The 24539-nt window shown below is 65.3% G+C and carries 16 protein-coding genes; 12 read left to right on the top strand and 4 right to left on the bottom strand.

Going from position 1 to position 24539, the window contains the following annotated elements; genetic code table 11:
* Window positions 1–26 precede the first annotated feature (26 nt).
* The 3 genes from ACPDIT_RS00890 to ACPDIT_RS00880 are packed head-to-tail and all read right to left on the bottom strand — an operon-like array spanning window position 27 to window position 2748.
* On the bottom strand, window positions 27–899 hold the full coding sequence (locus tag ACPDIT_RS00890; protein WP_423440720.1) for an adenylyltransferase/cytidyltransferase family protein: 873 nt from the start codon (window positions 897–899) through the stop codon (window positions 27–29).
* A complete protein-coding gene (locus ACPDIT_RS00885) occupies window positions 896–1681 on the bottom strand; it encodes a hypothetical protein (RefSeq protein ID WP_423440719.1) in 786 nt (261 codons plus the stop codon). Before ACPDIT_RS00885 ends, ACPDIT_RS00890 begins: the two co-directional genes overlap by 4 nt.
* 17 nt (window positions 1682–1698) lie before the next feature.
* Window positions 1699–2748 (bottom strand): NAD-dependent epimerase/dehydratase family protein, encoded by a 1050-nt coding sequence (locus ACPDIT_RS00880; protein ID WP_423440718.1) that lies wholly within the window; start codon window positions 2746–2748, stop codon window positions 1699–1701.
* Window positions 2749–2933: 185 nt separating this feature from the next.
* On the opposite strand from ACPDIT_RS00880, the gene ACPDIT_RS00875 reads away from it, so the two are divergent.
* The 12 genes from ACPDIT_RS00875 (at window position 2934) to ACPDIT_RS00820 (ending at window position 20250) form a co-directional block, all read left to right on the top strand.
* Window positions 2934–3809 carry an AraC family transcriptional regulator gene (locus ACPDIT_RS00875; RefSeq protein ID WP_423440717.1) on the top strand — a complete coding sequence of 292 codons (876 nt, stop codon included), beginning with the start codon at window positions 2934–2936 and terminating at the stop codon, window positions 3807–3809.
* A gap of 1658 nt (window positions 3810–5467) precedes the next feature.
* Window positions 5468–6757: a citrate synthase gene (locus tag ACPDIT_RS00870; RefSeq protein WP_423440716.1), complete on the top strand. Its 1290-nt coding sequence runs from the start codon at window positions 5468–5470 to the stop codon at window positions 6755–6757.
* A gap of 988 nt (window positions 6758–7745) precedes the next feature.
* Entirely contained in the window at window positions 7746–8996 is a 1251-nt protein-coding gene (sucC, locus tag ACPDIT_RS00865; RefSeq protein ID WP_423440715.1) for an ADP-forming succinate--CoA ligase subunit beta, read from the top strand.
* 24 nt (window positions 8997–9020) lie between these two features.
* The gene (gene sucD / locus ACPDIT_RS00860) at window positions 9021–9920 is read left to right on the top strand and encodes a succinate--CoA ligase subunit alpha (RefSeq protein ID WP_423440713.1); all 900 of its coding nucleotides are present in this window, start codon (window positions 9021–9023) and stop codon (window positions 9918–9920) included.
* Window positions 9921–9973: 53 nt separating this feature from the next.
* Window positions 9974–10867 carry a hypothetical protein gene (locus ACPDIT_RS00855; RefSeq protein ID WP_423440712.1) on the top strand — a complete coding sequence of 298 codons (894 nt, stop codon included), beginning with the start codon at window positions 9974–9976 and terminating at the stop codon, window positions 10865–10867.
* 242 nt (window positions 10868–11109) lie between these two features.
* Window positions 11110–12528: a putative porin gene (locus ACPDIT_RS00850; RefSeq protein WP_423440711.1), complete on the top strand. Its 1419-nt coding sequence runs from the start codon at window positions 11110–11112 to the stop codon at window positions 12526–12528.
* A 743-nt stretch (window positions 12529–13271) separates the two neighbouring features.
* The gene (locus ACPDIT_RS00845; RefSeq protein WP_423440709.1) at window positions 13272–14261 is read left to right on the top strand and encodes an AAA family ATPase; all 990 of its coding nucleotides are present in this window, start codon (window positions 13272–13274) and stop codon (window positions 14259–14261) included.
* A gap of 244 nt (window positions 14262–14505) precedes the next feature.
* A complete protein-coding gene (locus ACPDIT_RS00840) occupies window positions 14506–15489 on the top strand; it encodes a DUF58 domain-containing protein (RefSeq protein WP_423440708.1) in 984 nt (327 codons plus the stop codon).
* Between the two features lie 72 nt (window positions 15490–15561).
* Window positions 15562–16185, top strand: a complete 624-nt coding sequence (locus ACPDIT_RS00835; RefSeq protein WP_423440706.1) for a DUF4381 family protein — start codon at window positions 15562–15564, stop codon at window positions 16183–16185.
* The gene (locus ACPDIT_RS00830; protein WP_423440704.1) at window positions 16182–17180 is read left to right on the top strand and encodes a VWA domain-containing protein; all 999 of its coding nucleotides are present in this window, start codon (window positions 16182–16184) and stop codon (window positions 17178–17180) included. The genes ACPDIT_RS00835 and ACPDIT_RS00830 overlap by 4 nt, the downstream gene beginning before the upstream one ends.
* An 84-nt stretch (window positions 17181–17264) precedes the next feature.
* Window positions 17265–19121 carry a VWA domain-containing protein gene (locus ACPDIT_RS00825; protein WP_423440702.1) on the top strand — a complete coding sequence of 619 codons (1857 nt, stop codon included), beginning with the start codon at window positions 17265–17267 and terminating at the stop codon, window positions 19119–19121.
* Between the two features lie 949 nt (window positions 19122–20070).
* Window positions 20071–20250, top strand: a complete 180-nt coding sequence (locus tag ACPDIT_RS00820) for a hypothetical protein (protein ID WP_423440700.1) — start codon at window positions 20071–20073, stop codon at window positions 20248–20250.
* Window positions 20251–21042: 792 nt separating this feature from the next.
* On the opposite strand, the gene ACPDIT_RS00815 is transcribed toward ACPDIT_RS00820, so the two are convergent.
* Complete coding sequence (locus ACPDIT_RS00815) at window positions 21043–24498, bottom strand: DUF748 domain-containing protein (protein ID WP_423440698.1); 3456 nt, start codon at window positions 24496–24498, stop codon at window positions 21043–21045.
* Window positions 24499–24539: the final 41 nt, after the last annotated feature.

The following is a 24539-nucleotide window of genomic DNA, read 5'->3' as shown; positions in this document are numbered from 1 at the left end:
CTCGAGGATTGTGCGGTTGGGAGAAGTTAGAAGCCCCGGAGCTGGGTGCTGGAGCGGGCGGGCAGTCCGGGGGCCGGAGTGCGTTTTAGCACGACGTATTCGATGCCCATCTGCCGGCAGTATTCGCGTTTGCCTCCTTTGTCTCCGTCTTCGTTGACTGCGTAGATGTGAGGGCGGAGCCGGCGGATTTCGGGGTCGGCGTCGAGCCAGCCATGGCCGCTGGAGATGAGCGTTTCGGTGACATGTCGAATCGCCGCGACCATGTAGCGGCGTTCCTCCTGGGGCTGCAAGGGATGACCGGGGCCTTTGAGGGCGCGGATGTTGGCGTCGTGACCCACGATGACGTAGAGGTTTCCGAGGGAGCTGACCTCTTCGAAGAAGCGGACATGTCCGGAATGCAGCCAGTCATAGCAGCCGGTGACGACGACGTTTTTGCGGCCGGGGTCGGGAGGCTGCGGCTCGGGCAGGGGGAACCCGTGCAGCAGGTCGGGAGGGATGGCGTGATACTCGAGGCCGAGGTTGCGGCAGAGGCGTTCGTGGTGCGAACCGGCCTGGTGGGGTGGATCGATCCAGAGGGTTCCCGGGGCGAGTATACCTTCCAGGGCCGGGGTTATGGGATCCGGGTGGGGCCAGGGGCGGATGGCATGGACGAAGCGGAGCGCTTGAAGGAGATAGTGCCGTTCGGCGAACGGGAATTTGGGTGGGCGGCCCGTGTGGTGCTGCACCACCTCGTCGGTCCAGAGCAGAACGGTCACGGGCCCCCAGCGGGCGGCTTCTTGAAGAAACCGCACGTCTCGGGAGCGGAGATCGTCGAAGGAGCCACTGACGACGACGGGGTGGCGTGCGGTCAGGGCTCGGGCAGCCGTCGGCGAATGGGGGGAGGGTCTGGGGGCGGTCATTCGACGCGGATTTGCACGTGGAAAGAGCCGGGGACGGGCTCTTCGGAAACGACGAAGAGGTAGCCGCCGCCGCAACCGGAGTACATGGCTCCCGGGTAACGGCGCTGATAGGCCCGCAACAGGGCCTTGAGATCCACACGCAAGGTGGGGTGTCGGACCGTGTCCGGGAGGATGGCCTCCCAACAGGCCATGCACTCGTTGAAGCTGCGACCGAGGGCGTGGAGGTCCCGATGGCGGATGGCCTCGAAGCAATCGCGACCGGAACGGCCCAGCCGGGCGATCCAGGCCGGGTCGAGATTGCGGTGGCCCAGCGGGTAATAGCCTTCGGGCCGGGGCTCGACCGGCAGGACGTGGAGGACGCGTTCGAGCCAGCGGACCACGCGCCGGTCGGTGAGGGTTTCGATGTGGGCGGGGAAGATGCCGCCTTCGACCCGGTAGTCGTAATCGAGCCGATTGATGCCGGGATAGACCAGCCCGATCATGTCCTGCGAGCCGCTGGGGTCGGTGCGCCCCTGGTTCTCGGCGGCATAGAGTTCCCGCACGAGTTGATCGGGTGGGCGTCGGGGCAGTCGGCCGTTCCAAAGTCGCATGGCGACGGCCCGGGTGCCGGTGGCGAAGCCGGCGCGGTCCATGGGCCGGAAGTTGGGAACGAGGGAAACGACCACCATGGATCCGGGCGGATCCGGGTTGTGACGGGAGACAAACGGTTGGTCGATCCAGCCGCCGGCCAGGGCCATGCGCAAGGGAATCCGGCCCAGATACGTTTGCAACGGATCGGGCATGGTGTTCCGAGGGGGTGTTATTCGACGACGCGTTTACCCTGTTTGCGCGCCTCGTACTGTTCTTTGATCCACTGATAAGTTACGCGCAAGCCCTGTTCCAGCGGGGTACTGGGTTCCCAACCGAGCACCTGTTTGATGAACGTGTTGTCGGAGTTTCGGCCGGCGACGCCGCGGGGCGCGTTGAGGTCGTATTCGCGCTTCAAGGTGACGCCCGCGATGCGTTCGACGATGCTGACCAGGTCGTTGATGGAGACCAGCTCGCTGGATCCGAGGTTGATGGGGGTGGCGATGAGCTGGTCGCAGTGCATGATCCGGTCGATGCCGTAGACGCAATCGTCGATGTACATGAAGCTGCGGGTCTGCCGGCCATCGCCCCAGATGGTGATGCGGAGGTCGTTGCGGTCGATGGCCTCGATGACCTTGCGGCAGATGGCCGCGGGTGCCTTTTCGCGGCCGCCGTCCCAGGTGCCGTACGGTCCATAGACGTTGTGGAAGCGGGCAATGAAGGTCTTGAGCCCGCGCTCGGCCCAGTACTCCTGGCAGAAGATTTCGCTCATGAGCTTCTCCCATCCGTAGCCTCGCTCGGGCCAGGCGGGGTAGGCATCCGATTCTTTGAGGGCGCGGGCATTGGGGTCCTGCTGGAGCTGGATGTTGTAGGCGCAGGCGGAGCTGGAGAAGAAGTAGCGACGAACGCCGGCGCGCCAGGCGGCCTCGATGAGGTGCGTGTTGATGAGGATGGAACGGAGGCATTCGACGCGGTAGCGCTCGATGAATCCCATGCCGCCCATGTCGGCAGCGAGGTTGTACACCTCGACGGCGCCTTCGACGGCGCGCCGGCAGTTCTCTTCCTGACTGAGGTCCAGGCAGAGATTCTCGACGCCGGGTTCCCGGACATACCATTCCGGGAGGGGTTTTTTGTCCACCGCCCGGATGCGACGGAAGCCCTTGCGGCGGAAGTAGCGGACCAGGTTGCCTCCGATGAATCCGCCGGCTCCCGTGATGACCAGGAGGTCGTCCGGTTGCAGCGGCGGATCCGGTTCCACGAGTCGTTTGGTTTCGATGCTCATCGTTGCGCCTGTTCAACCGACGGCCCGGGGAGGGTTCGATCGAAGCGGAGCCCCGGAGCCGATCTCGCGTTTGACGGCGCAAGCTTATGGCAGGGAGGCCGGGGAGGGAATGTTGATCTTTGATCCGGGCATGACGATTCTTGATCGGCGAAGGTATGGCGCGAAAGAGGGCGCAGCAGGGTTCGATGAGCGCGGGCCCGCCCGCGTTTTTTGCCACCGAGGTCAAAGGGGCCCGACGATTCTACCGGGACCTGGCTCCGGATCCCCGTGCGCAGTTGGTGGTGGTTTGTGGCGGGCGCGAAGAATGCACGCCGGCCTACCGAATTCAGCGACGGGGTTTTCCGTTCTGGTCGTTGGAGTATGTGGTGGCGGGCCGGGGTCGGGTGCACCTGGAGGGGCGCTGGCGGGATTTGGGTCCCGGGGATGTCTTTTCGTATGGGCCCGGGGTGCCTCACGAGATCGTGACCTCGGGCGACGCGCCCCTGGTGAAGTACTTTGTGGACGTTGCCGGGAGGCATGCGCGGAGGCGGCTGCAGCAGTGGGGGCTTTGGCCGCCCCGGCTGGCACGGGTCCATCCCCCGGATGCCCTGCAGCGACTGTTCGAGGAGTTGATCGATGCAGGGTTGCGGTCGGGCCCCGGGGGCGACGCGTTGTGTGCGGGCCTGTTCGGATGTCTGGGGATCAAGCTTCGAATGGCGGCCGCCCCGGCCGAACAGATGCTCACTCCGGCGTTTCTCACTTATCAACGATGTTGCGCGTTGATCCAATCCGACCCTGCGAAATTTCGGAACCTGGCGGATGTGGCGCGTGCCTGTCACGTGGATCGGGCGCATTTGTGCCGGCTGTTTCGGCGGTTCTCTGGCGAGACGCCGTACCGGTATCTGATGCGGCAAAAACTGGCGGGAGCGGCGGCCCGATTGTGTGAGCCGGGCGCGCTGGTGAAAGCGGTGGCCTGGGAGGCGGGGTTCAGCGATCCGTTTCATTTTTCGCGCGTGTTCAAACGGGTGTTTGGGGTCTCGCCCTCGGTATTTCGTTTGTGGCGCTGCGGCCGTGAGGGCTGAACGGCCCGGGGCGGTCCCGGACTCTGCGGAGACGCAAGGTTCCCGGAGCCGGTCGGGGATCCTTTGTGAGCCCACGGAATACGCAGAGCAGGCAGAACGATTTTTAAAGCCCACAGATCACGCAGAACACACAGAATTTTTTCAAAAGCCCACGGTGCCCGCGGATCACACAGAAGGCGCGGAGCAGTCACTTGGAGACCATCCGCCGCCTGACGGCGGCGGCTACACTTTTTTGAAGCCCACAGAGCACGCAGAACACACAGATGAAGGGGAATCGTAGTCGGTGACGTGAGTCCCGGAGCCGCACACGATCCGCCGGAGACTCGTAGCCGCCGATGAGAATCGGCGGACTTTTGGTGATGAGCCCCCGGTGCATGCCAGTGGAAAGTCGCGTTGCGGATCGCGCGCCCCGTGACTGCCCGCGGCTACCCTGCGCGGACCGGGTCTGTATTTCGGATCTTGGGTCCGCCGGCTCACGCCGGCGGCTACGTATTCAGGTCCGCCGCCTGGCGGCGGCGGCTCTACGGTTTTTCAGGAGCCCACAGAATACGCAGAACACGCAGAAGGAGTTTTTTGAACGATCGGCCGAGCGCGCAGAAGAGGCAGACGGCTCGCTCGAACCCGGGGCTTCCCCCGGAAAGCTGCGGAACCGGGGCGTGAATGTAGCCGCCGACGGGAGTCGGCGGAGGCGCCCGGCGGGAAGGGGCCGCCGCCTTCCGGCGGCGGCTACCAAAGGCTCCACTGCGTAGCCGCCGATGGGAATCGGCGGACTTGGCGTGGGATGCAACATGGTGTGGTCAGAGCTGCCATCCAACGACCGGGTGTGAATTCTCGGTCCGCCGCCTGACGGCGGCGGCTACGGTTTTTCAGGAGCCCACAGAATACGCAGAACACGCAGAAGGAGTTTTTTGAACGAGCTGCCGAGCGTGCAGAAAGCGCAGAAAGCTCACCCGGAGCCCGGGATTATCTTGGAAAGCTGCGGCACCGGGGCGTGAATGCAGCCGCCGACGTGAGTCGGCGGAGGCGCCCGGCGGGAAGGGGCCGCCGCGTGACCGCGGCGGCTACCAAAGGCCCCACTGCGTAGCCGCCGATGGGAATCGGCGGACTTGGCGTGGGATGCAACATGGTGTGGTCAGAGCTGCCATCCAACGACCGGGTCTGAATTCTCGGTCCGCCGCCTGACGGCGGCGGCTACACTTTTTGAAGCCCACAGAGCACGCAGAACACACAGATGAAGGGGAATCGTAGTCGGCGACGTGAGTCCCGGAGCTGCACACGATCCGCCGCCAGACGGCGGCGGCTGGCTGACTTGAGACTCGTAGCCGCCGATGAGAATCGGCGGACTTTTGGTGATGAGCCCCCGGTGCATACCAGTGGAAAGTCGCGTTGCGGATCGTGCGCCCCGTGACTGCCCGCGGCTACCCTGCGCGGGCCGGGTCTGTATTTCGGATCTTGGGTCCGCCGGCTCACGCCGGCGGCTACGTATTCAGGTCCGCCGCCTGACGGCGGCGGCATCTGGGTTGGGGTTCGCCAGCTCGCGTCGGTGGGGATCGGCTCGGGACCCGCGTCCATGGGCGTTGGGCCGGGTTTTCTCTTGGCGTGCGCGAGGGCGGTTTTTATGGTGAGGACACTTCGTCAGGAAGATGGGTGAGGGCGTCATGAACCAAGTAGCGGAGATCAAACTGGAAGGGCGGGTTTACACGTTCCCCGTGGTGGTGGGCACCGAGCAGGAAAAGGCGATCGACATCCGGGAGCTGAGGAACCAGACGGGTTACATCACGCTGGATGACGGGTACGCCAACACGGGCTCGTGCCGCAGCGCCATCACGTTCATCGACGGGGAGAAGGGGATTCTGCGTTACCGGGGCATCCCGATCGAGGAGCTGGCGGAGCAATCGTCGTTCATCGAGGTGTCGTATCTGTTGATCATGGGCAGGCTGCCGACCCGGGCCGAGTTGCGGCGGTTCTCGGACCTGCTGACGCAGAACCAGATGCTCCACGAGGACATGAAATTCCATTTCGAGGGGTTCCCTCCGAATGCGCACCCGATGGCGATTCTGTCGGCGATGATCAACGCCGCAGGGTGTTATTATCCGGAGCTGCTGCGCCGGGACATCTCGGACCACTTCGAAACGCTGGCGGCCCGGCTGTTGTCGCAGGTCCGCACCATCGCGGCCTTTGCGTATCGCAAGTCGCGCGGCCTGCCGTTCATTTATCCGAAGACGCAGTACAAGTATGCGGCGAATTTCCTGCACATGATGTTCTCGCATCCCTCGGAGGACTGCGAACTGAAACCGGAAGCGGTGCGGGCGCTGGACCTGCTGTTTTTGCTGCATGCGGATCACGAGCAGAATTGTTCGACCTCGACGGTGCGCATGGTGGCCTCCAGCGGGGCCAATTTGTTCGCTTGTGCGGCCGCCGGGGTGTGTGCGTTGTGGGGTCCGTTGCACGGCGGGGCCAACCAGGCGGTCATCGAGATGCTGGAAGAGATTCACCGCTCGGGGGATGACGGGCGGAAGTTCCTCGAGCAGGTCAAGAACAAGAGCAGCGGACGGCGTCTGATGGGTTTCGGCCACCGCGTGTACAAGAACTACGATCCCCGGGCGCGGATCATCAAGCGGCAGTGTGACGAGTTGCTGGCGAAGCTGGGCCGCACCGATCCGTTGCTGGACATCGCCAAGCGGTTGGAGGAAGCGGCGTTGCAGGACGAGTACTTCATCGAGCGGAAGTTGTATCCGAACGTGGACTTCTACAGCGGTATCATCATGCGGGCGCTGGGCATCCCGGTGAACATGTTCCCGGTGATCTTTGCCATTGGGCGGATGCCGGGCTGGATTGCTCATTATCGGGAGGTCGCCGAGGACCCACAGGGTCGGATCTATCGACCGCGGCAGGTGTACGTGGGACCCACGCTGCAACATTACGTCCCGATCGATCAGCGCACGTGAGCATGGGGGCGGGGACCGGCCGATCCACGGAGGGAGGCGGCCCCGGTGTTCAGGGCGAGCCGGGCCGTGGGGATCCCAGGGGTGCGGTGCGTCCGTGACGGCCGGGCGGGTTCTGTCCGTGGGGACCCGCGCCGGTTGGGATAAGCAAGCGAGCCGGGAGGCGCAGAAGGGCGCATTGCCGTTTTTGAGCCCGGATGCAAGGATCCCTGGAAATGCCGTTTCCCCGCGGCTTCCCCACCTCGAGGAGCGTGGTTTTCGGCCGTGCTTTCGGGGGCTGTGCATAAACCTGAACCAGGCCCGGCAGCGGATCTGCCGCGCGTGGGGCCCCGCGTGCGCCCACTCTGCAGCCAACCATCTCCCGGAGCTGCGTGATGCAAATGCATCGCGACCAGGCACGAGGAGGGTTGGACTGGTGTTGCGCCTTCGGCGCGCCCTGGCTTCCGCCCCACCGGGGCGCAGGTGCGCCGGTTCAGGATGGCGCCTCCGGGGCCGGTCCGCCCTCGCTGCCGGGTGAAGCCTCGCACCTTCAGCGCGTTGTAGGAGTGCTGTGTCGGCGCAAGAACTTGCGAGATCAGGGCACCGGAACGCCCACTGCTGCATCGCGGCCTGAGGGGGCAGAAGCCGGTGTGGGGGCCGGCCGTCGCGATGGGGGCAGGGAGTTGTGGCCTTCCAGGGCACGATGGGGTTTTACGGGTCGAACCCCGGGGCGTTGGCCCGGGCTGGCGAAAGGATGCGCCGTTGCCCCGTGGATTGCCCGGCGCGATTCCGTGGACCGGGCAGTGGGGATTTCGGTGTTACAGCTCCGAATCCATAAGTCCATGCAAATGCCCTTGTCCGCCGACTTTCCCGTGCCGAGGAAGGCCGAAGTCCCGGCCGAGCTGTGGGGGCGTTCGGATCGGAGAGGCGCCGGCGCCGGCGTTGCCTGCCGGTTTTGGGTTGCCTTTTACCGGGCAGCTTCCTTCAATCGCGGGCACATCGGCTTTGCGTCATGAATATTCACGAATACCAGGCGAAACGGTTGCTGGCGGAACGGGGCCTGCCGGTGCCGCCGGGCGAGGTCTGTGACACGGCCGATCAGGCGCGCGCGGTGGCGGAACGATTGTTGGCAGAGGGGGCGCAACAATTGGCGGTCAAGGCACAGATCCACGCAGGCGGCCGGGGCAAGGGGACTTTTGTGGACGGCTACAAGGGCGGGGTGCGCCTGGTGCGGACCGCCGAGGAGGCGGAGGTCTGTGCCCGGGCCATGCTGGGCAACGTGTTGGTGACGCGTCAGACAGGGCCGGCGGGGCGCAAGGTTCGCAAGGTGCTCGTGGCGGTGGCTCCGGAAATCCGACGCGAGTTGTATGCGGCGGTCTTGCTGGATCGTGCGCGCGGGTGTCCCGTGGTGATGGCCAGCACGGAGGGGGGCGTGGACATCGAAGAGGTGGCGGCGCGGGCTCCGGAAAAGATTCTGACGGAGCCGGTGGATGCGGTGCTGGGCTGGCAGGCGTATCAGGGCCGGAAGTTGGCGGTGGCGCTGGGGCTGAGGGGGCCGTTGCTCGGACCTGCGGCGCAGTTCTTTCAAGGTTTGTACCGGACCTGGTGGGAATGCGAGGCGTCGCTGGTGGAGGTGAATCCGCTGTGCGTGGTGACGGGCCCCGGCGGGGCCGATGCCCTGCTGGTGGTGGATGTGAAGATGTCGTTGGAGGACAACGCGCTGTTTCGGCATCCGGATCTGGCGGCCTTGCGCGATCCGAACGAGGAATCGCCGCTGGAGGTCGAAGCCAGCAAGTATCACCTCAACTACATCAAGCTGGACGGCAACATTGCCTGCCTGGTCAATGGAGCGGGGCTGGCGATGGCCACGATGGACATCATCAAGCATTACGGGGGTGAGCCGGCCAACTTCCTGGATGTCGGGGGCGGCGCCAGTGTCGAGCAGGTGACGGCCGCGTTTCGCATCATCATGCAGGACCCGAACGTGAAGGCGATTTTGGTGAACATTTTTGGAGGGATCATGGATTGCGACGTGATCGCGCAGGGGATTGTGGCGGCGGTGCGGGAGACCGGGTTGCGCCTGCCCCTGGTGGTGCGATTGGAGGGCAACAACGTGGTGGCGGGCAAGCGGACGCTGGCCGCCTCGGGGTTGTCGGTGATCAGCGCGGACTCGATGGCGGATGCAGCCGAGAAAGTGGTGGCGGCGGCCCGTGCCGCGGAGGCGTCGGGTGCGGCGCCGGCCGGGGTTATGCGCGGGTCATAGGGCATCGAACGCGGAGGTCTTCTCATGGCCATCCTGGTGCAACCGGACACGAAGGTTCTCATTCAAGGGATCACGGGCAGTTTTGGTGCGCGTCATGCCCGTTTGTCGATCGAGTACGGCACGCAGGTGGTGGGTGGCGTCACCCCGGGCAAGGGCGGTCAGGTGTTTCAGCATAACGGTCAGGAGGTGCCGATCTTCGACACCGTGGCCGAGGCGGTGCGGGCGACCGGAGCCACGGCGTCGACGATTTTCGTTCCCGCTCCGTTTGCGGCGGACGCGATTCTGGAGGCGGCGGACGCGGGCATCGAGGTGGTGGTGTGCATCACGGAGGGGATTCCGGTGGCGGACATGCTGCGGGTGAAACGGGCCCTGGCGGGGCGGCGGACCCGGTTGATTGGTCCGAATTGCCCCGGCATTGTCACTCCGGGCGAGGGGCCGGACTCCCGCGGGGGGTGTCGCATGGGGATCGCACCGGGTTACATCCACAAGAAAGGGCACGTGGGGGTGGTGTCCCGCAGTGGAACGCTGACGTACGAAGCGGTTTGGCAATTGACGCGTCGCGGGGTGGGCCAGAGCACGTGTGTGGGCATTGGGGGGGATCCGGTGCCGGGAATGTCGCATTTGGACGTGATCAAATTGTTTGTGGAGGACCCGGACACGCACGCGATCATTCTCATTGGTGAAATTGGTGGGAGTGCCGAGGAAGAGGCCGCGGCCTGGATCAAGCAGCATTGTCGAAAGCCCGTGGCGGCATTCATTGCAGGAGCCACGGCTCCGCCGGGCCGTCGCATGGGACATGCCGGGGCCATCATCAGTGGAGGGAAGGGCACTGCCGCGGCGAAGATCGAGGCGTTGCGGGACGCGGGGGTGGCGGTGGCGCCAACACCGGCGGAGATCGCCGATACGTTGCTGCGTCTGTTGTAGGGCTTGCCCGTGTCCTGTGGCCGCCAGGCAGGCGCGGAGCCGGGAGAGGGGTCGTGATGGCGTGGTTGGACAGCCTGCTGAACCTGGCCTGCCTGTTGTTGGGATGGGCGGCGTGGTCCCTGCGGGGCGAACTGAAGCAGCGGGGCCGTCCTGCCACCCTGGCCGGAACGCTGCGGCCGGTCCTCGTGCCGACCGCGCGGGTATGGTTTTGGGCTCTGGGCGCGGTGGGGCTGCTGGGGTTGCGGGCGTTGCTGGTCTGGCACGGCGGTCGTGCTTCGGAGTGGGTTCCCCGCCTGGATTTGGGGGTGGTGAGTGTGGCCTTTCCGGTGTTGCCGGGCTGGAGCGGGCTGGGGCTGGCGATGGTGCACGCGGTTTTAAGTTTCGGGGTGCTGTGCACGGGGTTCTGGTTGTGGATGGTCTTGCTGGATGGGTTGGCAGAGGGCGGACCGGCGGTGAACCCGTTCGTGCAAATGGCGCGCTCGGTGGTCGGGCCGTGGCGCCGCTGGCCGGTCCCGGTCCGGCTGTTGGGCACGCCGTTGGTGGTGGCTGCGCTGTGGCTGGGAATGGAGCCCGTGTTGGTGGCGTTGCGCCTGCTGCCCGAGCCGGCCCCCTGGCCGGCTCGAATGCTTCAGGCGCTCGTGGTGGGGTTGAATGCGTGGCTGGTATGGAAGCCGTTGCTGACCGGGCTGCTGCTGTTGTACTGGCTGAACCTGTACATCTATTTCGGATCCCATCCGTTCTGGGAATTTGTCGGCTGGTGCGGGCGTCGTTTGGTGGCCCCGTGGCGACGACTGGGTTTTCAGATTCGGCAGTTGGACCTCACGCCCCTGGTGTTGGTGGCCGGGGTCTGGGGAGTATCGCATGTGGCCGAGCACGGGATCTTGTTTCGAGGTTTGGATCGGGGGATTCCCGGCCTGGCGGAGGTCTATGTGATGTTGGCGCGGTGAGGCTCTGCAGTGCGCCGCCGGCCCTGCGCATCGGAAGGGGACGGTTGATTTCGGGGGAAGCGACTCTTTCTGCCGGGGCGAGGGTACAAGTTTCGCTTGTCACATGGTTGTAACATGCTTTCACTGAACCCGCGCGAAGGCCGCCGGGCTGTCTCAGGGGCATGCGGGCAGCCGCGAACGCCCATCCAGAACTCCGGACGTAAATTCGCCCGAGTGGCCGGTGGAAACGGGGAGCATTCGAGATGCAGAAGTCGATTGCAGCGAGAATTGGGACGACCCGAGTGCGGGGGAGCGGCTTTGTCTCGGCGGTTGCGAGGTGGACGGGGCTGGTGCTGGCCTGCAGTTGGTGTGTGGCCCGCGCGGGCTCGGGCGGACCGGGCGACTCGGAGGCGATGCTCCTGCTGGATTTGCTGGAGCGGAAAGGGATTCTCACCCGTCAAGAGGCGGAACAGGCGCGAACCGAATTGGCCAGCCGCCGCACGGTGTCCCTGGAGGAGTTCGCGCGGCAGTCGAAGGTGCAGTTCTCACGGTGGGTGGACCGGGTGGATTTCTCCGGGGATGCGCGGCTGCGGTTCGAACATCGGAGTGGCGAGAATGGTCAGGCCGGTGGCGGTGACCGCCTGGAGATGAACCGTTGGCGATACCGTTTGCGCGCAGGGGCGCAGATCGAGTTCTCCGAGCAATTGCGTGCGGGCGTCCAGTTCCAATCCGGCACGAGCGGGCGCTCGGGCAACGTGACCTTTGGCGGGGACAGCGGGCCCTGGGGCCGCGGGGATGACGGAGTTTATTTGAACCAGCTTTATCTCCGGTGGACACCGGTCTCGTGGTTCGGCGCGACGGCCGGGCGGCAGCCGAACCCGTTCCAGGTGACCAGTCTGGTTTGGGATCCCGATTTGCAGCCGGAAGGGCTGAGCGAAACGTTTCGGTACGCCCGGGGCGGTTGGGAGTGGACGGTGACGTTGGGACAGTTCTTGTATGACGAAGCGCCACGGGACAACCCGTTCGGTGGGGGGCCGGCAGAGGCAGACGCGTATCTGTTCATGCAGCAGGTCGGCTTGCGATATCGTTTTCACGCCAACTGGTCGGCCGCCGTTTCGCCGCTGTTGCATGTGTACAGCGGGGGTGGCGACAGTTTTCGCGGGCCGTTCGTGGGGACCACCCCTGCAAACAGCGTCGGGATCAACGACCTGATGGTGTTGGAAGTGCCGTGGGAGCTCCGTTACTCGGGTGGCCCATGGCCGGTTCGCGTGTATGGAGATTTCGCGGTCAATCTTCAAGGGCAGGAGCGCGCGCGTGCGGCGGGGACGCCGCGGTACGAGGACGAGAAGTACGGCTGGCTGGCCGGGGTGGAGGTGGGATCAGGGCGGCGCAAGGGCGAATGGCGCATTCGGGCGGCTTACCAATGGAGCGGGCTGTACGCGCTGGATCCCAACCTGGTGGACACGGACGCATTTGATTCGCGGGTGAACATGCGGGGTGTGATTGTTGAGGGCACCTATTTGTTCACCGATTTCCTTCAGATGAACCTCACGTATGCCCATGGCGAGCGGAATCGGAAAGCCCTGCCCACTGGGGCCGTGGGGGATCTTGGGGGTACAGCCGGCACGGCTTACCTGGATGACTACCGGCTGTTCCAAGCGGATCTGAATCTTCGATTCTGAGGAGCGTTTCCGGGCCGAGGGCTCGCTGGAAAAAGTCGGGCGCAGCCTTCGTCAGGGACTGGTACGGATCGCGTGCCGAGCGGACCTTTTGGCTTTCCTTTGGCTGCCGGGCAAAGCTGCCGGCAGCCGCTGCGGGAGCGCAGTTGCGGGCGGTGGCCTCCGCAGGAGGGGCTCGCTATGGCCGGATGCCGAGCACGGTTTCCCACCGGAGACGCGGCCCAGGATCCCGGGAAGCGGCCTCCGGCAACGAGCTCCGGTTCTCCAGCGGCGCTTTCAGGGTGCCTGACGTCCGGGTGGATCGATGTGAAAAGTTGTGCCTTTCCGCTGCAGGGGGACCAAGGGCTGCGATCGAACATCACAAATTCTTCGCCGATCTGATTCCCCGGGTCTTTATGAATCGTTAAGGTGCGACTTCGGGACCGGGCTGAGCCTCGGGGCACCGGTCGCAGCGGAGGGATTCGCCGCTCCGGCGAGTCTCTGTGACGGTTGGTGTGACCCCGGGGCAGGGAACGATTTCCCCTGGCAACGGCGGGGAGGGTTTTGCACCCGCCGCCGCAGCGACGGGGCGGCGGGATACACGGCGCAGACGCGCCCAGGTGCGCAAAAGGCGTCGGGTCCGAGAGCTCTCGGGGAGCGTGACCTTGCTCGAGGGCACCGGATGCTTCATGCTGGCCGGGCGTTTGCCGGCTTTGAACAGGGCAGATGCCAGCGTTGTCTTTGGAACCGGGTTGGAACGAGAAATCATGAGCATGACCATCAGTGCCATCAATGCCGCGGTGCAGGAAGCGGGGGCCTTCCTTCGACCGTTGTTCCAGGAAATGAGCAAAGTGATCGTGGGCCAGACGTACCTGACCGAGCGGTTGGTCATGGGTCTGCTGGCCAATGGACACGTGTTGCTGGAGGGGGTGCCGGGGCTGGCGAAGACCCTGGCGGTGAAGACCCTCGCGCAGTGTTTGCAGGTGAAGTTTTCGCGGCTGCAGTTTACGCCCGACATGCTGCCGGCGGACGTCATCGGCACCCAGATTTACAACCCTCACACCGGGACGTTCAGCACGCGCAAGGGACCGATCTTTGCGCATCTGGTGCTGGCGGACGAGATCAACCGGGCGCCGGCCAAGGTCCAGAGTGCGTTGTTGGAGGCCATGCAGGAGCGACAGGTGACCATCGGGGACCAGACGTATCGCCTGGAGGAACCGTTCCTGGTGCTGGCCACGCAGAATCCCATCGAGCAGGAGGGGACCTATCCGCTGCCCGAGGCGCAGGTGGACCGGTTCATGATGAAGCTCCGGATCGGGTATCCCTCGCGCGGTGAGGAACGACAGATTCTGGAGCTGATGGCGCGCACCTCCGGATTGCCCACCGTGCGCCCGGTGGTGGAACCGGAGCAGATCCTGCGGGCGCGCGAGGTGCTGAACGACATTTACGTGGACGACAAGGTGAAGGAGTACATTGTGGACGTGGTATGTGCCACGCGGAATCCGGAGGAATACAAGATTGACGTCAAGCATTACATCCAGCTGGGCGCTTCTCCGCGGGCGACGATCAACCTGACGCTGGCGGCCAAGGCACACGCCTTTCTGCGGGGCCGTGGGTACGTGATCCCCCAGGATGTGAAAACGGTGGGTCTCGATGTGTTGCGTCACCGCATCATGATCACCTACGAAGCCGAGGCAGAGGAGAAGACGGCCGAGGCCGTCCTGCAAAAGATATTCGACGAGTTGCCCGTGCCATGAAGGAGCCGTGGAGATCGGGGGCAGCGAGTGCCGGAGCAGGGCCCGCAGGGAACGGGCGGAAAGCCCTCGCCACCGCGGTTCCGGCCCGGCCCGGTCGCCGGGTGGGTGCCCGCACCGTGGGACACGACGGACACGTGGAACGGTTGGGAGCGGCCGTGCGCTGCCGGCGGCCGGGGATGGGCGAAAGGCCGGAGGCGCATCGGCAGTCGGACCGGTCGGCACGGCCCGGGAGAGAGTGCAGAGCATGATCCCGCGCGAGATTCTCAAAAAGATTCGGCAGATCGAGCTTCGCACCAATCGTCTCGTGACGGAAACGCTGGCGGGGCAGTACCACAGTGTGTTCCGGGGCCAGGGCATGAACTTCGAGGAGGTGCGCGAGTATCAGCCGGGCGACGAGGTGCGGGCGATCGATTGGAATGTCACGGCCCGGATGAACCATCCGTTCGTGAAGAAGTTCGTGGAGGAACGGGAGCTGACGGTGTTGTTGGTGGTGGACGTGAGTGGTTCGGGCTGGTTCGGATCGGTGGAGCCCTCGAAGCGGGAGCTGGCGGCCGAGGTGGCGAGTGTGCTGGCGTTTTCGGCGCTGCGGAACAACGACAAGGTGGGCCTGGCGCTGTTTTCGGAGGAGGTGGAGACGTTCATCCCCGCGCGCAAGGGCCGTCGGCACGTGCTGCGGGTCATTCGGGAAATCCTGTATTACGAGCCGCGCGGGCGGGGCACGAACCTGCCCGGGGCGCTGGAGTTCATTCTCCGGGTGGCGCGACGCAGGGCGATTGTTGTGTTGATCTCGGATTTCCTGGCGCCGGAGGGGCCGCCGCGATCCGCGGCCGCGACCGGCGCCGGTGCGGGCAGGTCGCGCGGCGCCTTCGGGGCCATGCTGCAGTTGGAGCCCTTTTCGCCTTCCACCCTGAGCCTGCTGCGGCAGGTGAATCGCCGACACGACCTGATCGCGGTGCAGGTGCTGGACCGGTATGAATGTGAACTGCCCGCGCTGGGACGTCTTCTGCTGGAGGATGTGGAAACCGGGGAGATGGTGGAGGTGAACACGGCCGATGCACGGCGGCGCGCGGCATTTGCGGAGCATCAGGCGGCGCGCCAGGCCGAGTTGGCGCGGGCGTTGCGCGCTGCAGGGGTGGATGCGATTCAGTTGCGGACGGATCGGCCCTATGTGGGGGAACTGGCCCGGTTTTTCGAGATGCGGGAGCGGCGGCGGCACCGGGGCGGTTGATCGGGGTCGCCGCCGGGGTGCGGTCGAAACGATGGATTCGAGGCACGGGTCGTGGATGGATCGCCGATGGGGATGACACAGGGAACGCAAACTCTGGCCCGGGCAGCGGTGCCGGCGGGAACCGGCCAGGACATTCGGGACATTGTCCCGCCGGTGCCGGTTCCGTCGGTGTGGGACTGGCTGGGTTGGATGTTGGCGGCGGTGGTCGCCGCGGCGCTGGGGTGGTGGCTGTGGCGCGTTTGGCAGCGGCGGAAGGCACGCGTCCCCGTGATCCCTCCGGTGCCGCCGCATCGTCGTGCTCGTCAGCGACTGGAGGCGGCCCTGGCGCTGTTGGATCGGCCCAAGGAATTCTGCATCGCGGTTTCGGATGCCCTTCGCTTCTACCTGGAGGAGCGGTTCGAGTTGCGGGCGCCTGAACGGACGACGGAGGAGTTTTTGGTGGAACTGCAGCGCTCGGATGCCCTGTTGCCGGATCAAAAGCAGGTGCTCGGGGAGTTCTTGCAAAGGTGCGACCTGGTCAAATTCGCCCGGTATGAACCGACGCGCTCGGAACTGCTGGAGCTGCATGGAGCGGCGCTGCGGCTGGTGGAGGAGACCGAGCCGTGGGAGCCGGCGGGCGGGGCGGGTCCTTCCGAGGCCCGGGGCACCGCAGCGCTCAGCCCGGCCGGAAACGAAAGTCGGAGGGAGACGGGATGAGTTTCGCTCTGCCCTGGCTGCTCTTGTTGGTGTTCTTGTTGCCGCTGCTGGCGTGGGCACGCCGCCGGCTGGGAACACCTCCGGCGTTTTTGTATTCGTCGGCGCGGCTGATGCGGCCGTTGTTGATGCTGGGGGGGCGGCAGCCCGGCCGGTGGCTGGCCATGTTGCGGGGCCTGGCGCTGGTTTGTGGCGTGGTGGCCCTGGCCCAGCCGCGCCTGACTCACAGCGAAACCCGCGTGACGGCCAGCGGGGTGGACATCGTGGTGGCCTTTGACATGTCGGGCAGCATGGCGGCGGAAGATTTCGTCGTGCAGGGGCAGCGCATCAATCGCATGGAGATGTCCCGTCGGGTGCTGCGACAGTTCATTCAGCGTCGGCCCAATGACCGGATTGGCCTGGTGGTGTTTGCCACGGATGCCTACGCGGCGGTTCCCCCCACGCTGGATCACGAGTATTTGCTGCAAGTGCTGGACCGGCTGGAGCTGGGGACCATTGCGGCGGATCGGACCGCCATCGGGATGGGTCTGGCCAGCGCGTTGAATCGATTGCAGGATCTGCCCAGCAAGAGCCGCATCGTCATTCTCATGACCGACGGCCAGAACAACGCCGGCAAGATCGATCCCCGCACCGCCGCCGAAGCCGCCCAGGCTCTCGGCGTCAAGGTGTACACCATCGGTGTGGGCACACGGGGTCGCGCTCCGACGCCCGTTCAGGACGTGTTCGGCCGCAAATTGTACCGGTGGGTGGACGTGGACATTGACGAGGCCACGCTGCAGTTCATCGCCGATCACACAGGCGGGCGGTATTTCCGGGCCGACAATGCGGAGCGATTCGAGGAGATTTACCGGGAAATCGATCGCCTGGAAAAGACGGAGGCGGAAGTGAAGAAGTATGCGCGGCATCGGGAATTGAGCGGCTGGTGGATTGCGGCGGTCCTGGTGTTGCTGGCGACGGAAGTGGTGCTCGGTGAAACCGTATGGCGACGGCTTCCCTGATCAGGCCGAGGTGGTTGGGGGCTGCCGGGGCCCGGGGCAGCGGGCGAAGCCCCCGAGGGCGGGTTTTGGAGGCAACGTAGACCGATGCAGTTTGCGCAACCCCAATTCCTGTGGCTGCTGCTGGTGATCCCACCGGCGGTGGCGTTGTTTTTGCTGTGGGGCGCACGGACGCGTCGCAAACTGCGGGAACGGTTCATCCCGCCGCGCCTGCTGCCGCAATTGCTGGCCGGCTGGTCGCCTGCTCGACAGCGGGCGCGGATCCTGGTGTTGACGGCCGCCTGTGCACTGTTGCTGGTGGCGCTGGCGCGACCCCAATGGGGGTACACGTGGGAAGAGGTCCGGCAGCGGGGACTGGACATCGTGGTGGCCGTGGACGTTTCGCGAAGCATGCTGACGGCCGACGTTGCGCCGAACCGCCTGGCGAGGGCCAAGATGGGCGTGCAGGATCTTCTGCGGATCGGGCGCACGGATCGCTTCGGTCTGGTGGCTTTTGCGGGATCGGCGATTCTGCTGTGCCCGTTGACCTGGGACGACACCGTGTTTCGGCAGAGTCTGGACGCGCTGGAAGTGGGCACGGTTTCGGATACCGGGACTCATCTGGCCGCCGCGTTGGAAACCGCCCTCCGGGCATTCCAAGAGGACACCGACAATTATCGGGCCATTGTGCTGCTCACCGACGGCGAGGACCACGAGGGAGGTGCGTTGGAGGCGGCCCGTCGCGTGGCGGCCCGGGGCGTGCGCATTTTCACGGTCGGAGTGGGCACCCCGGAAGGAGAACTGCTGCGCGTGCGCGATCGTCATGGTCGGGAGGATTACGTGCGGGACGCCGCCGGCAACGTGGTGAAATCGCGATTGAACGAGGCGCTGCTGCAGCAGATCGCCGCCGTCAGTGAGGGAGGTTTTTACCTGCCCCTGCAGGGACCGCGCGCGATGGAAACCCTGTACGAACGGGGATTGGCCCCGTTGCCGAGGCGGGAAGGAACGGAGCGGTTCGTTCGCCGATACCGGGAACGCTATCACTGGCCGCTGGCCCTGGCGCTGGTGCTGTTGGCGACGGAATGGGTCTGGCCGCAACGGCGCAGGTCTTCTCGCGACCGTGGGGGCGCAGGGGTGGCCGCCGCAGCAACGGCTTGGCTCGTACTGGCGTCTGCGGGATCTGCGGTGGCCGTGTCGCCCGCGCACGCCCTGCGGGAATACGAGGCGGGCCGTTATGACGCGGCCCGACAGGAATTCGAACGGCTGCTGGAGAAGCGGCCCCGGGACGAGCGGTTGCATTTCAACGCCGGTGCGGCTGCCTACCGGCAGGGTGCCTACGACCAGGCGGCGCGCCACTTCGACCAGGCCACTCGCAGCGAGGATTTGCGGCTGCAGGAGTGGGCCTACTACAACCGTGGCAACAGCCTGTACCGACTGGGCGAGGCGGAGTCGGATCCGGCGCGGCGACGGGCGTTGTGGCAGGAGGCACTCCAACAGTACCTGCACGCTCTCCAGCTGAACACGAACAACGTCGATGCTCGGTACAATCACGAGTTCGTCCAGCGGCGTTTGGAGGAGTTACCGCCGCCTCCGCCCCAGCCACAGGGCGGGGGCAACTCCCGGGAGCAGCAGCCGCAAGAACAAGACCGGTCGGGCTCGGAGCAGGGACAGGACTCGCAGCAGGATCGAAGCTCCACGCAGCCGAACGAGGCGCAGGCCCAAGAGACCCCCGGCCAACCCCCTCAGCCAACGGGGTCGGATCAGCCCAAACCGTCAGGCTCGGAAACCGAAGGACAAGCCGAGAGCACAGACCCGTCCGCTTCCGGTAGTCCGCCGTCGCGACCGATGACACCAGCGGAGGCCCGGCAATTGTTGGAGAGTCTCAAGGGCGACGAGCGGCTGCTGCAGCTTCCGCCGCAGGACAAGGGACGGCCCACCACGACCCGCGGCAAGAAAGACTGGTAGTGTCTTTGCCGGGCGAGGTTTTGAGGAGCCCGCAGAGCACGCAGAACTCACAGAACGCTTTTTAAAGCCCACCGAACACGCAGACCACACAGAATTCTTTAAGGCCTGGAGAGCATGCAAAACTCCGGTGCGAGATTGCCTCTGCATCTTCGGTCCGCCGCCTTCCGGCGGCGGCTACGGTTTTTTCATGAGCCCGCAGATCGCACGGAATCCACAGAATGTTTTTCTCTAAGGCCCAGAGAGCACGCAGAATACACAGAACTCAAAACCTACAGAGCACGCGGAACAGGCAGAATCCTTTTCTCAAAGCCCACAGATCACACAGATCACACAGAACTTCTCTAAGGGCCCACGGAGCACCCGGAACACGCAGAAAGTGAGGGGGACTCACCTGGCGCCGAACCCTCGAGTCCGTAGCCGCCGATGGGAATCGGCGGATTTGGCGTGGGATGCGGCACGGTGTGGCTAGGGCCGCCATGCAGCGACCGGGTCTGAATTCGGAATCTCGGTCCGCCGCCTGCCGGCGACGGCTACGGTTTTTTTAAGAGCCCACAGAGCACGCAGAACACGCACAAGGACTTTTTTTTGAACGACCCGCCGAGGGCGCAGAGCAGGCAGAAAGCTCGTTCGAACCCGGGGATTCCCCAGGAAAGCTGCGGAACCGGGGCGTGAATGTAGCCGCCGACGGGAGTCGGCGGAGACTCCCGGCAGGAATGGTCCGCCGCGTCACCGCGGCGGCTACCAACTCCAAACCCGTAGCCACCGACGGGAGTCGGTGGACTTACCCACGTCGTCTTTTGGGAAACCCCACTTGCGGATGCTCCTTGATTCCTCTTCTGCGTATTCTGCGTGGTCTGTGGGCTTTTTATGAGAATCTTCTGCGTTTTCTGTGCGTTCTGGAGGCTTCCTCGTAGCCGCCGACGGGAGTCGGCGGAGGCTCGGCCTTGGGATGGTGCGCCGCGTCACCGCGGCGGCTACCAAGGTGGAGATCAGCCACTTCACCCGGCTGGAGGGCAGCGATCCGGCAGGCCGGGGAGGTTTGCTAGAGGAAGGTCCGCCGCCTTCCGGCGGCGGCTACGCTTTTTCCAAAAGCCCGCAGAATACGCAGAAACGGCAGAACGGTTTTTAAAGCCCACCGAACACGCGGATCACACAGGATTTCTTTAAGGCCCACGAAGCACGCGAAACACGCAGAGAGCAAGGAGGACTCACTTGGCGACCCTCCGCCGCCTGACGGCGGCGGCTACGGTTTTTTCAAGAGCACGCAGAACACGCAGAAGGACTTTTTTTGAACGACCCGCCGAGTGCGCAGAACAGGCAGAAAGCTCGTTCGAACCCGGAGATTCCCCAGGAAAGCTGCGGAACCGGGGCGTGAGTGTAGCCACCAACGTGAGTCGGCGGAGACTCCCGGCAGCAATGGTCCGCCGCGTCACCGCGGCGGCTACCAACTCCGAACCCGTAGCCACCGACGGGAGTCGGTGGACTTACCCACGTCGTCTTTTGGGAAACCCCACTTGCGGATGCTCCTTGATTCCTCTTCTGCGTGTTCTGCGTGGTCTGTGGGCTTTTTATGGGAATCTTCAGTGTGTTCTGTGGGTTTCCTCGTAGCCGCCGATGGGACTCGGCGGAAAGTTTGAGGACGACCAAACGCCGCGTTTCCTCGCTGGCTGGCGGTGACGGGCTGCCCAGGGCTTAAGGTAGCGCGGGCTTCCAGCCTGCTGTATCGCAGACCTCTGGCCTGCGGGCGTTGCGGAGTTGCACGAGGGCCGCAAGATCAGCAGCCCTTCGGAGGTTGCCTGCGCTGCGTGATGGTGTCTCTGCAGGGCTCAGACAATCCTTATGCCTTTTGTAGCGTGCGCCGTCTGCGAGCCGACGATCTGGCAGCTGGAGAAAGCAGCGCGACGGGAAGAGCGCCGGCGGTTCAGGGGCGCGGTGGCCGGAGCAGATCGAGAAGGCTGGGCGGTGCGTTGGTTCGGGGGGGCGCGTTGGTCGCGGCCGCATTGGTCGAGGTCAGGGGCGCCGGCGCGCCGAGCAGTTGCCCCAGTGTGCCCAACACATTGCCTGCCTGTTCGGTGGTGGCGCTGCCGAGATTTCGGAGGAGGGAGGCGCCGCTGGCGGCGGCCAACCCGGCCAGGGCCAGTCGGTTGACCTCGGCTTTGGGAGCGACCAGTGTGCCGCGGAGCGTAAGAAAGTCCGGCATGGGCGTATAAGGTTGGTTGGGAACGGATGCCAGGCCGATGCGCTCGGCGAGGCTGCGTTCCAGCGCCACGCGCACGGGAATGTGGAGGGTGGATTGGGCGAGGTCGGGGGCCAGCATGATATCGCCGGCCGCGTGGGCCTGGAAGGCTGCGCTGTGGACTTCGGCGGTGGCCACTTGCACCCGGCCTTCGCCCGCCCGGGCCTCGACTCGTAAACCCTGGATGGGTGCGGCAGCGAGTTGTTCCATCCAGCCGGCGCGGGGTGCGGCCGTTCCGGTGAGTTGACCGAGCAGCCGACCCACGACAGCGGTGGGATTGCGGATCAACTCCGGCAGACCGAGGACGACGTCGAGCAGGCTTGCCAGGAGCGGGTTCCGGACCTGGGCCACGGCCAGGTTCAGGTTGGTGGCCTGGAGACTCACCTCGCCCCGCAGGTTTTTCTGGAGACTCGGACCCGTCAGGCCGGCTCCCTGCAACTGGAGCCGAACCGAGGCGGTGCCGTGGAGGTGATCGCGGCGTTCGGGCAGGAATGAGGCAACCCACGGTGTCAGAGGCACGGCTTCGGCCTGGAGGGCAAGGTCGTATCCGAATCCCGGAACCCCCAGGTTGACGTCTGCCGTGACCTGAAGAGGAGCCCCGTTGATCCGGGCGCGAAGGGGCTGGAGGCGGACACGGTTGCTTTGCACCGCGGCGGACAGTTCCACGTCGCGGATGTCCAGCTCCCGCAAGAGGAGTCGGCTGATTCGCGCGTCGGACTGCACGTGGTGGATGGGCAGAACCACCGGAGCCGGCTCCGTCGGGACGGACCGGGGCGTTGTGGCGGGGGCGGTGGCGGTGGGGCGCAGCGTTTCCCAGAGATCGTAGTACCGGGTCAGATCCAGAGATTCCGCCGTCAGTTCCAAGCGTCCGGACCATGGCTGCGCGTCGGTGCGCTGCAGATGGCCACGGAGGATGCATCGATTGGTGGCGCGGGGCGTGGGGTCCAGAGCCACGAGCAGCTGCCGGATTTCGAGCTGCGTTGGCGCGCCCACGAGATCGACTTCCGCCCGGGCGCCCAAGGGTGCCCAGGGCGCTTGTGCGTTCGGCGGCTGCACCACCAGGTTGGTCAGGGTCAGGGCGGCTTGGAGCCGGGAAGGGCCGTGGGCGTTCCAGGCGCCCTGAAAGTTGCCGTCGCATTCGAGGGCCAGGAGCCGGGTTGGTCCGAGCCACGGGTCCAACCAGGGTCGCAGGAGCGCCTGTTGGACACGTTCCAGGCGGCCGGTGAACGTACCAGCGGGTCCGTCGAGGCGATATTCACCTTGCAGAGCGAACCGTCCTGCCGACTGACCGGTGACACGAGACTCCAGCTCCAACCGGGACAGCCGTGCCAGTTTGCCGTCCCAGCCGCCCGAAAATTGTGCGATCAGATCCGTGGGGGGCAGATGGGTGGCGCCGAACCGTCCGCTCGTGCCCTCGAGCCGGGCCTCACCGTCGGCGTGGATTTGATTGTTGTGGCGACTGATTTTGGAGGTCAGGTGAAGTGTCCCCGTTTGAATCAAGACGTTGGTTTGGCTTGGCAACAGTTGCATGCAGGCGGGCAGTGCGAGCGTGGCCTGAAGGAGTCCTTCGACCGAGGCAAGGGGCAGGGAACCTTGCGCCTGCAAGTGGGCGGTGGCAACGGGTCGGGCCTGGTGGGTCAGGTGGATCTGCGCGTTGGTCAGAATCCATCGCTGCCAGTCGTCGAGTTCCGCGGTCGCCCGGAGTTCCAAGCCCAACCCGGTCCAGTGATTCGTGGTCCAGAGGACCGAAACTTCTTGAAGCTGGCCACGACTGTGGAGTCGGAGATTGCGTCCGGCGTTTCGGGCCAGGAGGTCCAGTTGCAATTGTACCCGGCCGGTGGGGAGATTGGACCCGACAAGGGGTGCCCAGTCCTTCAGGTCCAAGTCCCGGATCTGGATGCGGAGCGCAGCCTCATCCACCGCTGCCGCGGCGTTGGTGGACCAGTTCAAGTGCATGGGGGCGGACAAGGCGATGTCCAGCCAGGTTTGCGCCTGGCGCTGGCCGGTGAGATGGAACTGCTCCAGCGTGAGAGCCTGTTTCACCAGATCCAATGTCGCGGCAAACCGGCTTTGGATCTGGAGCTCGGGCATTGCCAGGTTGGCGCGACGCACCTGAAACGGGGCAATGTGCCAGTGCCCCGCAGCGGAGAGTTTGCGTCCACCGTCGGCCAGGGTAAGCGTGGCCTGTAACCCGGTCTCCGTGCGCCCGAAGTCGATCCCGAAAGCTGCGCCCAGGAGGTTCAGCAATCGCGCGTCGACGCCTTCCAGACCGACCTCGAGGGTTCCCTCGCGTCGCAGCAGACTCAGGGGCCCCTGCAGGGTAAGTTGTCCCAGAGCCGTGGGGCCGCGGGAAAATGCGAGGGCCACGCGGCGGACCTGATCGGGTTCGACCTGACCGCTCAGTTGAATCCGTGCGTCCTTCCAGGGGGCCCATGCGCCGTCGGCCCGGCTGACGCTCAGCTGTCCGTCTGCGGTGATGAGAAGCGGTTGGAGGGATGTGTCCAGGGCCATCGTCCCGCTGAGCTCGAGGCGGCTGGCAACCCGGCCGGCAAGGGTGGCGTTGGGATGCTTTCGCTCGGCGGCGATACTGGCTGCGACCCGGACGCTGCCGGTTTGTGCGTTGCCCAGGTGTTCCAAATGGAGCTCGAGGTCCGCGACTTCGGCCAGGAGACTTTCCTCCGGGGAGACCGAATGGCGGACCTGCACGACCCCCCGATGCAGGACCAGCTGCCCGACTCGGAAGACGCGCGATTCGGCACCACGGGTGGCGGGCTGTGGTGCAGCGGGTGCCGGCTTTTGAAACGCCGCCAGCACCGGGTCGAGGTTGCTGCGCCCGTCTGGCTCGAACCGCACAGCCAGCCTGGGTTCTTCGAGGACGCACTCCTCGATTTCGATCCGGCCGTCCCACAGGCCACGCAGGGAGTAACGCACACGCAATTCCGTGGCTTCCAACAATGGTTCGCGATCATCCGTTCGGATCTGAACGCGGCGCAGGGTGATGCCACGGAAGGGCCGGATTTCGGCCTGCCCAACCTCCACCCGGGCGTTCAGAGTGCGGCTGACGCGCGGCAGAATCGCCGCCTGGAAAAAGGCATTGCTGGTGATTACCCACCAGGCGACCGTCAGGAGCAACAGCAACACTGCCGCACCGAGCCCGATCCAAAGCGGCCATCGTCTTCTCC

The organism is Limisphaera sp. VF-2, assembly GCF_049537125.1.
Classification (GTDB): Bacteria; Verrucomicrobiota; Verrucomicrobiia; order Limisphaerales; family Limisphaeraceae; genus Limisphaera.
Note: the sequence above shows the minus strand (reverse complement) of the source record. Positions and strands in the feature narration are given on the sequence as shown.